Annotated in this window: 9 protein-coding genes; 5 read left to right on the plus strand and 4 right to left on the minus strand. The window is 69.8% G+C overall.

The genetic code is table 11. The features are described 5' to 3' along the window. Together QAA18_RS08320 and rpoE are read right to left on the minus strand one after the other, a co-directional pair. Positions 1-250 (minus strand): sigma-E factor negative regulatory protein (locus tag QAA18_RS08320; protein WP_279412468.1); only part of this gene is annotated, 250 nt, incomplete at its 3' end. After that, entirely contained in the window at positions 247-864 is a 618-nt protein-coding gene (rpoE, locus tag QAA18_RS08325) for an RNA polymerase sigma factor RpoE (protein ID WP_279412469.1), read from the minus strand. The genes rpoE and QAA18_RS08320, both read right to left, overlap by 4 nt. 149 nt (positions 865-1,013) lie before the next feature. Between rpoE and QAA18_RS08330 the strand changes: the two genes are divergently transcribed. From QAA18_RS08330 to QAA18_RS08350, 5 genes are all read left to right on the plus strand, one after another. Then, positions 1,014-3,062 (plus strand): 3-hydroxyacyl-CoA dehydrogenase NAD-binding domain-containing protein, encoded by a 2,049-nt coding sequence (locus QAA18_RS08330; RefSeq protein ID WP_279412476.1) that lies wholly within the window; start codon positions 1,014-1,016, stop codon positions 3,060-3,062. Between the two features lie 54 nt (positions 3,063-3,116). After that, positions 3,117-3,638, plus strand: coding sequence for a GNAT family N-acetyltransferase (locus tag QAA18_RS08335; protein ID WP_279412470.1), 522 nt, complete (start codon positions 3,117-3,119; stop codon positions 3,636-3,638). A 157-nt stretch (positions 3,639-3,795) separates the two neighbouring features. Further along, complete coding sequence (gene mfd / locus QAA18_RS08340) at positions 3,796-7,317, plus strand: transcription-repair coupling factor (protein WP_279412471.1); 3,522 nt, start codon at positions 3,796-3,798, stop codon at positions 7,315-7,317. A 29-nt stretch (positions 7,318-7,346) separates the two neighbouring features. Beyond that, a complete protein-coding gene (locus QAA18_RS08345) occupies positions 7,347-7,763 on the plus strand; it encodes a hypothetical protein (RefSeq protein WP_279412472.1) in 417 nt (138 codons plus the stop codon). A 43-nt stretch (positions 7,764-7,806) separates the two neighbouring features. After that, a complete protein-coding gene (locus QAA18_RS08350; protein WP_279412473.1) occupies positions 7,807-8,271 on the plus strand; it encodes a hypothetical protein in 465 nt (154 codons plus the stop codon). An 18-nt stretch (positions 8,272-8,289) separates the two neighbouring features. On the opposite strand, the gene QAA18_RS08355 is transcribed toward QAA18_RS08350, so the two are convergent. Beyond that, the gene (locus QAA18_RS08355; RefSeq protein WP_279412474.1) at positions 8,290-9,186 is read right to left on the minus strand and encodes a pirin family protein; all 897 of its coding nucleotides are present in this window, start codon (positions 9,184-9,186) and stop codon (positions 8,290-8,292) included. A 121-nt stretch (positions 9,187-9,307) separates the two neighbouring features. Then, on the minus strand, positions 9,308-10,962 hold a 1,655-nt coding region (gene rlmKL, locus QAA18_RS08360; protein WP_279412475.1), incomplete at its 5' end, for a bifunctional 23S rRNA (guanine(2069)-N(7))-methyltransferase RlmK/23S rRNA (guanine(2445)-N(2))-methyltransferase RlmL.

The raw sequence follows: 10,962 nt of genomic DNA on the forward strand, positions 1-10,962 counted from the left end.
CCGTGGCTGGCGCCTGGCTGGCGTCGTCGGCGATGGCGCCGGCGACCCGGGCGGCGAAATCCGCCGGCGCCGGTGCGGTGGCCTGGCCGCGCAGGACGTCGCCGGCGAGCTGCCAGCGCGAGACACAGGCGGCCAGCTCGGCATCGTGCTCCAGGCGCTTGCGCAGGAAGCGAGCCTCGTCGCTGCCCAGCTCGCCGTCGAACAGGGCGGAGAGCTTCTGCCTGGTGTGTTCGAGCATCTTGTCAGTCATCGCGTCGCACGCTCCGAACCGTCTTCGTTGTCCATGAGGGGCCTGAGCTCCTGGTCGATCGCCTCGCGGGCGCGGAAGATCCGCGAACGCACCGTGCCGATGGGGCAGTCCATCTTTTCGGCGATCTCCTCGTAACTCATGCCCTCGACCTCGCGCAGGGTGATGGCCGTGCGCAATTCCTCCGGCAGGGCTTCGACAGCGCGCATCACGGTTTGTTCCATCTGCTGGCGCATCAGTTCCCGTTCCGGGGTGTCGTTGTCGCGCAGCCGGATGCCGGCGTCGTACTGCTCGGCGTCGGCAACGTCGATGTCGCCCGTGGGTGGGCGGCGGTTGCTGGCGACCAGGTGGTTCTTGGCGGTATTCACGGCGATACGGTGCAACCAGGTATAGAACTGTGCGTCCCCGCGGAAGCTCCCGATCGCGCGGTATGCGCGCAGGAAGGCTTCCTGGGCCACGTCCTGGCACTCGCTCCAGTCGGCGACGTAACGCCCGATCAGCGCCACGATCCGGTGCTGGTACTTGCGCACCAGCAGGTCGAATGCGGCGCTGTCGCCATCCTGGACACGCTGCACCAGCTCGCGGTCCATCTGCTGGGACAACTCAACCTCGGTCATGTGACCCCATCCTGGCGGGAAAGTTCCCCTGTCGGGGTTGTATTGGGGCGGCATTGACGGCAATCAAATGCGGCCGGGATGATACTGGGCTCCCAATTCGCATCGGACGGCCCGCCATGGCGACAGATCGCACCCCCATCATCGCAGGGTTGGTCCCCGGCTTCGATGGCCTGCGCTTCCGCCACTGGCAGGTCGAGGCGCGAGCCGACGGCGTGGTCGTGGTCACCATCGACCGCGAGGGCCAGGCGGTCAATGCGCTGTCGCAGGCGATGCTGGTGGAACTGGGCGAGCTGCTGGAGCGCCTGGCGATCGATCCGCCGCGCGGCGTGGTGTTCCGTTCTGGCAAGTCCTCGGGCTTCATCGCCGGCGCCGATGTCAAGGAGTTCCAGGACTTCGATGCGCGCGGCACGGTGAACGACGCGCTGTTCCGCGGCCAGCAGGTCTTGCAGAAGCTGGCGTCGCTGCCCTGCCCCACGGTGGCCGCGATCCACGGCTACTGCATGGGTGGCGGCACCGAGCTGGCGCTGGCCTGCCGTTACCGCATCGCTTCCAGCGACGAATCCACCCGCATCGGCCTGCCGGAAGTGAAGCTGGGCATCTATCCGGGCTGGGGCGGCAGCGTGCGCCTGCCGCGCCTGGTCGGTGCGCCGGCGGCGATGGACGTGATGCTCAGCGGCCGCACCCTGTCGTCACAGGCGGCACTGGCGATGGGCGTGGTCGATCGCGTGGTCGAACCCACGGCATTGCTCGATGCGGCCGCGGTGCTCGCGCTCAAGGGCCACGTGCGCGCGTTGAAGCAGCGCGCGCTGGCGTGGGCCAGCAACACCTGGCCGGCGCGGCAGCTGCTGGCGCCGATGCTGGTCAAGCAGGTGGCGCGCAAGGCGCCCAAGGCGCACTACCCGGCTCCGTATGCGTTGATCGAGACCTGGCGCCGCGCCGGCGGCGGGATCCAGTCGCTGCTGGCGGCCGAGCGCAAGGCGGTGGCGAAACTTGCCGGTACGCCGACCGCGCGCAACCTGATCCGTGTGTTCTTCCTGCAGGAGCGGCTCAAGGGCCAGGGCGCCGGCGACAGCGGCATCGCCCGCGTGCACGTCGTGGGCGCCGGCGTGATGGGCGGCGACATCGCGGCGTGGGCCGCGTACAAGGGATTCGAGGTCACGCTCGCCGATCGCGAGCAGCGCTTCATCGACGGCGCCCTGCAGCGCGCGCAGGGCCTGTTCGCGAAGAAGGTGAAGAACGAAGCCAAGCGACCGGAAGTGGCGGCGCGGCTGCGCGGCGACCTGGCCGGGGACGGCGCGGCCGATGCCGACCTGGTGATCGAGGCGATCATCGAACAGGCCGAAGCCAAGCGCGAACTCTATGCCGCGGTCGAGCCGCGGATGAAGCCCGGCGCGCTGCTGACCACCAACACCTCGTCGATCCCGCTGACCGACCTGCGCGGGCACATCCAGCGTCCGGCGCAGTTCGCCGGCCTGCACTACTTCAATCCGGTGGCGTTGATGCCGCTCGTGGAAATCATCCACCACGACGCGATGGCCGCCGACACCGGACAACGCCTCGCCGCGTTCTGCAAGACACTGGGCAAGCTGCCGGTGCCGGTGGCGGGCACGCCGGGCTTCCTGGTCAACCGCGTGCTGTTCCCGTACATGCTCGAGGCCGCCACGGCGTTCGCCGAGGGCATCCCGGGCGCGGCAATCGACAAGGCCGCGAAGAAGTTCGGCATGCCGATGGGCCCGATCGAGCTGATCGACACCGTGGGCCTGGACGTGGCCGCCGGCGTGGCGCGCGAGCTGGCTCCGTTCCTGGGGCTGGAAGTGCCCGCGGCGCTGTCGGCGCCGCCGGAAGCCGGCAAGCGCGGCAAGAAGGACGGCCAGGGCCTGTACAAATGGGTCGACGGCAAGCCGGTGAAGCCCGAACTGCCCAAGGACTACGTGGCTCCGGCCGACCTCGAGGACAGGCTGGTGCTGCCGCTGCTGAACGAAGCGGTGGCGGCGCTGCACGATGGCGTGGTCGCCGATGCGGACCTGCTCGATGCGGGCGTGATCTTCGGCACCGGCTTCGCCCCGTTCCGCGGCGGCCCGATCCAGTACATCCGCGAAACCGGCGTGGACGCCGTGCTGGCGCGCCTGCAGGACCTGCGCGCGCGCCACGGCGAGCGTTTCGCGCCGAGGCCGGGCTGGGACGCGCTGCGAACGTGAACGTGAACGGGATGTAGAGCCGGGCTTCACCTGCGTCATGCGAGCATCGAATGCATGGCCGCCCGCAACCGACTCCCGCCCTGGCACGAGATGATCCGCGTGGCCGATGGGCGCGAAATCCTGATCCGTCCGATCCGCCCCGATGACGAGGTCCCGCTCGAAGCCGGGCTCGCCCTGCTGGAGCCCAAGGCGCTCCGCCATCGGTTTCCTCCCACGGCCAAACTCGTTCGCCCCGATCCGCGCCGCGAGTTCGTCATCATCGCCAGCGAACCGCTTCCCGCGGGCGAGGCGGTGGTTGCCGCCGTTGCCCGTGCCGCCCAGGCCGAGGACGGCAGCGATGCCGACTTCGCCATCGTGGTCGGCCGCTTCATCGCCGGCATGGGCCTGGGCCGCCACCTGATGCGGCGGCTGGTGCGCTGGGCGCGCGGCAAGCGCCTGCAGCGCCTGTGCGGGGACGTGCCGGCGGACAACGAACCGATGCTGGCGCTGGCAGGCAGCCTGGGATTCCGGCAGGAGGCGTCGGACAGCGAGGGGTATGTGCGGGTGGTGCTGGATCTTGTTGAAGAGCGGGAATAGGGAACAGGGAATAGGGAATGGGTAGTTTCCGGTGATCGGGCCGGTGCCATGCATTGCTTGTGGTTCCGGAGTTGAGACGCATCACGCGCCTTCTTTCCGCCATTCCCTATTCCCCATTCCCTATTCCCGCTTCTCAAGCCGGTAAAATGCGCGGTTCATGACCGCTCCCGAATTTCCTGTTCCTCCGCTGCCGCGCGCGGGCCAGCAGCGCGCCTGGTGGCGTGCGCCGGGCTCGGCGTCGGCGCTGGCTTGGGCGATCGCCCGCGCCGCCGAAGCGCATGCAGGCCCGGTGCTTGCCATCGCGCGCGACAACCAGTCCGCGCACCAGCTCGAATCCGACCTGCGCACGCTGCTCGGCGACAGCGACGACGCGATCCCCGTGGTGCCGTTCCCCGACTGGGAAACGCTGCCCTACGACCAGTTCAGCCCGCACCCGGAAATCGTCAGCCAGCGCCTGGCCGCGCTCAACCGCCTGCCCGCCCTCAAGCGCGGCGTGGTGATCGTGCCGGTGCAGACGCTGCTGCAGCGCCTGCCGCCGGTGCGCTATGTCGCCGGCAATACCTTCGACGTGCGTGTCGGCCAGCGCCTGGACCTGGACGCGGAGAAACGCAGGCTGGAATCGGCCGGCTACCGCAACGTGCCGCAGGTGCTGGACCCGGGCGACTTCGCCGTGCGCGGCGGTCTGCTCGACGTGTTCCCGATGGGCGCGGACGAACCGTTCCGGGTGGAACTGTTCGACGACAGCATCGATTCGATCCGCGCGTTCGATCCGGAGTCGCAACGCTCGCTGGACAAGGTCGACGCGGTGCACCTGCTGCCCGGGCGTGAGGTGCCGCTGGACGACGCGGCGACCACGCGCGCGATGAACGCCCTGCGCGAGCGCTTCGACATCGACACCCGCCGCAGCGGGTTGTTCCAGGACCTCAAGGCCGGCGTTGCGCCGGCGGGCGTTGAGTACTACCTGCCGCTGTTCTTCGACGCCACCGCGACGCTGTTCGACTACCTGGATACGCGCGTGCTGCCGGTGCTGGGCGAAGGCGCCGGCGAAGCTGCCGACCAGTTCCACGTGCAATTGGGCGAACGCTACGAGCAGCGCCGCCACGACATCGAACGCCCGCTGCTGCCGCCCGACGAGCTGTACCTGGCGCCGCAGGCGCTGCGCGAGCGGCTGAACCAGCACAGCCGGATCGAAGTGTGCGGCCAGGCGCATGCACGCCACGCCGATGCGGAGCTGCTGCACGTCCATGCCGCCCCCGACCTGCCGTTGGCGGCCAAGGACGCCGAACCGGCCGCCGCCCTGAAATCGTTCCTGGGCAGCTATCCGGGCAAGGTGCTGATCGCCGCCGACTCACCCGGTCGCCGCGAGGCGTTGCTGGAAGTCCTTGACGCGGCCGGACTCAAGCCGGAGGTCGTTGCCGGGTTCAGCGCGTTCCTGCGGACCGGGGACCAGGAACCGGGGACCGGTGAAGAGCTGCTTTCCCGGTCCCCGGTCCCCGGTCCCCGGTCCCGTTTCTGCATCGCGGTTGCGCCCCTCGACAACGGCTTCGCCCTCGACGAGCCCGCCTTCGCGGTGCTCACCGAACGCCAGCTGTTTCCCGAGCGCGCCGCGCAGCCGCGGCGGCGCAAGCGCGCCGGGCGCGAGCCCGAGGCGATCATCCGCGACCTCGGGGAGTTGTCCGAGGGCGCGCCGATCGTGCACGAGGACCATGGCGTCGGCCGCTACCGCGGGCTCGTGACGCTGGAAGCCGGCGGCATGCCGGCCGAGTACCTGGAGATCGAGTACGCCAAGGGCGACCGGTTGTACGTGCCGGTGGCGCAGCTGCACCTGATCAACCGTTATTCCGGCGCATCGCCGGAGACCGCGCCGCTGCACTCGCTCGGCGGCGAGCAATGGACCAAGGCGAAGAAGAAGGCCGCAGAAAAGGTCCGCGACGTTGCCGCCGAACTGCTCGAGATCCAGGCCAAGCGCCAGGCGCGGGCGGGACTGGCATTGCCCGTCGACCGCGCGATGTACGAGCCGTTCGCCGCCGCATTCCCGTTCGAGGAAACACCGGACCAGCTGGCGGCGATCGAGGCGGTGATCCGCGACCTGGATTCCTCGCAGCCGATGGACCGGGTCGTGTGCGGCGACGTCGGTTTCGGCAAGACCGAGGTCGCCGTGCGCGCGGCCTTCGTCGCCGCCGCGGCGGGCAAGCAGGTCGCGGTGCTGGTGCCGACCACGCTGCTGGCCGAACAGCACTACCGCAATTTCCGCGACCGCTTCGCCGACTGGCCGCTCAAGGTGGAAGTGCTGTCGCGCTTCAAGACCACCAAGGAGATCAAGGCCGAACTGGAGAAGGTGGCTGAAGGCCGGATCGAGGTGATCGTCGGCACCCACCGGCTGCTGCAGAAGGACGTGAAGTTCAAGGACCTCGGGCTTGTGATCGTCGACGAGGAGCAGCGCTTCGGCGTGCGCCAGAAGGAGGCATTGAAGGCGCTGCGCGCGAACGTGCACCTGCTCACGCTGACCGCGACGCCGATTCCGCGCACCCTGAACATGGCCATGGCGGGCCTGCGCGACCTGTCGATCATCGCCACCCCGCCGGCGCACCGGATGGCGGTGCAGACCTTCGTCGTGCCGTGGGACGGCGCGCAGATCCGCGAGGCCTTCCAGCGCGAGCTGGCGCGCGGCGGCCAGGTGTACTTCCTGCACAACGACGTCGAGTCGATCGGCCGCATCCAGCGCGAGCTGCAGGAACTGGTGCCCGAGGCGCGCATCGGCATCGCCCACGGGCAGATGCCCGAGCGCGAGCTGGAAAAGGTGATGCTCGACTTCCACAAGCAGCGCACCAACGTGCTGCTGTGCACGACGATCATCGAGTCCGGCATCGACATCCCCAACGCCAACACCATCATCATGAACCGCGCCGACAAGCTGGGCCTGGCGCAGATGCACCAGCTGCGCGGCCGCGTCGGCCGCTCCCACCACCGCGCCTACGCCTACCTTGTGGTGCCGGACAAGCGCAGCATCACGGCCGATGCACGCAAGCGGCTGGAAGCTATCGCCTCGATGGACGAACTCGGCGCCGGCTTCACCCTGGCTACCCACGACCTGGAGATCCGGGGCGCGGGCGAACTGCTGGGCGAGGACCAGAGCGGGCAGATGGCCGAGGTCGGCTTCAGCCTTTACACCGAACTGCTGGAGCGCGCGGTGCGCAGCATCAAGCGCGGCGAGCTGCCCGACACCGACGCCGCCGCGGTCCACGGCGCCGAGGTCGAGCTGAACATCCCGGCGCTGATCCCGGACGACTACCTGCCCGACGTGCACGCGCGCCTGACCCTGTACAAGCGCATCAGCTCGGCGCGCGACGCCGGCGAACTGCGCGAGCTTCAGGTGGAGATGATCGACCGCTTCGGCCTGCTTCCGGATCCGGCCAAGCACCTGTTCGCCATCGCCGAGTTCAAGCACGAGGCCACGCGACTGGGCATCCGCAAGCTGGACCTGGGGCCCAACGGCGGCCGCGTGCAGTTCGAGAGCAAGCCCAATGTCGATCCGATGACGGTGATCCAGCTCATCCAGAAGCAGCCCAGGCACTACGCGATGGACGGCCCCGACAAGCTGCGGATGAAGCTGGAACTTCCCGATGCCACCAGCCGGTTGCAGGCCGCGCGCGCGTTGCTCGCGGCGCTGTCGCCCTGAACGCCGGCCACCAACGAAAGGAGATCGCGATGTCCACGATGCATTCCCTGCTCGCCGCCACGATCCTGGCCATGGCCGGCTGCAACAGCGTCGCGTCGGGCAGCGCCAACGCACCCGGAACAGGGGGCACCGCGCACGGCGACACCATCGCCGACGGCAGCACCTTCGAGATGCGCCCGGGCCAGTCGGTGACGCTGGCCGACGGCAGCGCGTTGCGCTACGAGCGCCTGGTCAACGAGTCGCGCTGCATGCCGGACGTGCAGTGCGTCTGGGCCGGCGACGCGGAGGTGGCCTTCACCTGGAAGCCCGTGAACGGGCCCGCGGAGGCTTTCAGCCTGCACACCGGCAAGGAGCCCAGGCGCCACGCGCTGGGCGAGCGCACTGTGATCCTGGTCACACTTGCACGCGGTGCGGCGCCTGAAGCGGGTTTGCGGATCGAACGGTAGGGCGCTATGTTCGGCCCATGCGATGACTGTGCATGGGGGAGACATGAACGGACATACCGCAAGCTTGCCGCTGCTGGTGGCGCTGCTGTGCTGCCCTTCGATCGCGTCGGCGCAGGACGCCGCGCCGGGCCACTGCCCGCAACTGCCGCCCGGTTCGGGGCTGGCGTGGGACTCGCGCAACATGGGCGACAGCGACTTCTGCCGTGCCATCGATGCCAACGGCGTCGAGGCATTCGGCATGTTCATCAGCCCGGATCCTGCGTTCAAGCCGCGCGGACGCAACCGCGCCGAGGCCTCGAACATCAACGGCGTCGACGTGAGGTGGTACCGGGCTGAACTCGCGACCAACCCGGGCGTCGAGGCACGCGAGACGCTGCTGGAACTTGTCGACGGGCGCCACGCGCACATCTGGCTGCAGGCCGGTTCCGCGTCCGAACTGGCCAACGGCTATCGCACCATCGGCCAGCTGCGCTTCGGGCCCGAACTGCAGATCGCCGGTACCGACTGAGCGGTACCGGCGCTTTGGTCAGAACCTGCCTTCCTGGAAGTCCACGAAGGCCTGCATGACCTGCTCGCGGGTGTTCATCACGAACGGACCGTAACGCGCCACCGGCTCGCGCAGCGGGCGGCCGGCGACCAGGATCAGGCGCGCGCCCTGCGCACCGCCGCGCAGCGACAGCGCGTCGCCGCCACCGATCACGCCCAGCTCGTGCGTGTCCAGCAAGCGCGCGGCGTCGCCCTCGCCCAGGCTGGCCTGGCCCTCGAACACATAGGCGAAAGCGTTGTGCCCCTCGGGCAGCACGTACTGCCAGGACGCACCGGCCTCCAGGCCGACATCCAGGTACAGCGGCTGCGTGGCGGGCTGCTCGATCGGGCCGCGCACTTCGTTGCCGGACGCATCGGCGACCAAGCCGGCGATCACCTTGACCGCGACGCCAGCCGCCGGCTCGACCACGGGGATGTCCGCGGGCGCGAACTCCTGGTACTTCGGCTCGGTCATCTTGGCATCGGCGGGCAGGTTCACCCACAGCTGGAAGCCGCGCATGCGGCCCTCTTCCTGCTCGGGCATCTCCGAATGCACCAGGCCGCGGCCGGCGGTCATCCACTGCACCGAGCCGGGCACGAGCAGGCCTTCGTTGCCGTGGTTGTCCTTGTGCCGCATGCGTCCGTCGAGCATGTAGGTGACGGTCTCGAAGCCGCGGTGCGGATGGGACGGGAAGCCGGCGATGTAGTCCTCGGCGCGGTCGGTGCCGAACTCGTCGAGCATCAGGAACGGATCGAGCATCTCCAGCTGCGGGGTGCCGATGACGCGCGTGAGCTTCACCCCGGCGCCGTCGGAGGTCGGCGAGCCGCGCAGGGTGCGGGTGACGGTGGCGGGGATGGTGGTCATGGAGCGGACTCCCTTGGGGACTGGGGAGAGCATGGCGGTGGGCGACACGCGATCCAAGCGGGTGCGGTCGCACACATCGTTCCAAATTTGGGAGCCGGTAGCCGGTAGCCGGGAGCCGGAAGGCGCTTTCCGGCTACCGGCTACCGATTCCCGGCTACCTTGCTTCCAGGCGCCAGGTGCGATGGATGCGAGGATTCCTGCCAAAGTCCGGGGGGATGGTGGCGGCGCTGATGTCCTCGCAGTGGGCGAAGGCGGCGATCGCCTCGGCATCGAGGCGGAAGCGGCGGAAATTGTTGGAGAAGTAGAGCACCCCGCCCGGCGCCAGCCGGGCCACGGCCGCGCGCAGCAGGCGCACGTGGCTGGCCTGGACGTCGAAGTCGCCTGCGCGCGTGGAGTTGGAAAACGTGGGCGGGTCGCAGAACACCAGGTCATACTGGCCGCGGTCGGCCTCCAGCCATTGCAGGGCGTCGGCCTGGACGAGCTGGTGTTTGGCGCCTCCGATGGCGTTGGTGCGCAGGTTGTCGGCGCACCACTGCAGGTAGGTCGCCGACAGGTCGACGGTGGTGGTGGTGCGGGCGCCGCCGAGCGCCGCGTGCACGGTGGCCGCGCCGGTGTAGGCGAACAGGTTCAGGAAGCGGGTGTCGGCGGCTTCCCCGGCGATGCGCAGGCGCATCGGGCGGTGATCGAGGAACAGGCCGGTGTCGAGGTAGTCGAACAGGTTGACGCGCAGCAGCGCGTCGCCCTCGCGCACGACGATGGTCTCGCCGCGACGGTCCGCGGTGCGCGCGTACTTGCTGCCGCCCTTGCCCACGGCACGGGTCTTGAGGGCGACGCGCTCGCGCGGCACGTCGAACACCTCGCGCGCGGCGGCGAGCAGGTTGTTGAGGCGGGTACGGGCGAGCGCGGCGGGGACGTCGGCCGGCGCGGCGTATTCCTGCACGTGCAGCCAGCGCCGCGCGTCGTCGCCGGCCTCGGTGTAGACGTCGATGGCAGCGGCGTATTCGGGGATGTCGGCATCGTAGGCGCGGAAGCATTCCACGCCTTCGCGCTCGCGCCAGGCCTTGAGGGTGCGCAGGTTACGGCGCAGGCGGTTGGCGACCATCTGCTGGCCTTCGGGCGCCTCGCGCGGCTGAGCATCGGGCGCGCGTTCGCGCTCGGGCGGCGCGACGGGATCCACCGCGATGAGGGTGCATTCCAGCGCGCCGTTGAACACCTGGTATTTCTTCGCCGCACGCAGGCCGGTGGCGCGCGCCAGTTCGGCGTCGCCGCACAGCAATGCTGCCCGCCAGCCCGGCACGCTGCGCTTGAGCGCATCGCCCAGCGCGCGGTATAGCGCGGGGTCGGCCGCCAGGCGCGCGTCGTAGGGCGGATTGCAGACCACCAGGCCACGCGGCGACGCCTGGGACGGCAGCGCCTGCACGTCGGCGACCTGGAACGTGATCACGGTCTCGACGCCGGCCTTGGCGGCGTTGCGGCGCGCGGCGCGGATCGCGTGCGGGTCGAGGTCGCTGCCGTTGAACACCGGTTGCAGCGCGGCGCGGCCGGCGGTTTCGCGGGCCAGCGCCTCGTCGCGCAACTGCCGCCATGCCGCCACGTCGAAGCCCGTCCAGCGCGTGGGCATCGCCTCGCCGTGGCGTTGCAGCCCCGGGGCGACGTCGGCCGCCATCAGCGCGCCTTCGATCAGCAGCGTGCCGCTGCCGCACATCGGGTCGAGCAGCGCGCCGCCTTCGGCATGCACGCGCGGCCAGTCGCCGCGCAGCAGCACGGCGGCGGCCAGGTTCTCCTTCAGCGGTGCCTCGCCCTGGGTGT

Origin of the sequence: Luteimonas sp. 8-5, assembly GCF_029763755.1 — a bacterium.
GTDB lineage: Bacteria > Pseudomonadota > Gammaproteobacteria > Xanthomonadales > Xanthomonadaceae > Cognatiluteimonas.

Excerpts from the sequence above, each read along its gene's own strand:
- rpoE (WP_279412469.1), bottom strand. The coding sequence starts at position 864 with ATGACCGAGGTTGAGTTGTCCCAGCAGATGGACCGCGAGCTGGTGCAG.
- QAA18_RS08335 (WP_279412470.1), top strand. The coding sequence starts at position 3,117 with ATGGCCGCCCGCAACCGACTCCCGCCCTGGCACGAGATGATCCGCGTG.
- mfd (WP_279412471.1), top strand. The coding sequence starts at position 3,796 with ATGACCGCTCCCGAATTTCCTGTTCCTCCGCTGCCGCGCGCGGGCCAG.
- QAA18_RS08345 (WP_279412472.1), top strand. The coding sequence starts at position 7,347 with ATGTCCACGATGCATTCCCTGCTCGCCGCCACGATCCTGGCCATGGCC.
- QAA18_RS08350 (WP_279412473.1), top strand. The coding sequence starts at position 7,807 with ATGAACGGACATACCGCAAGCTTGCCGCTGCTGGTGGCGCTGCTGTGC.
- QAA18_RS08355 (WP_279412474.1), bottom strand. The coding sequence starts at position 9,186 with ATGCTCTCCCCAGTCCCCAAGGGAGTCCGCTCCATGACCACCATCCCC.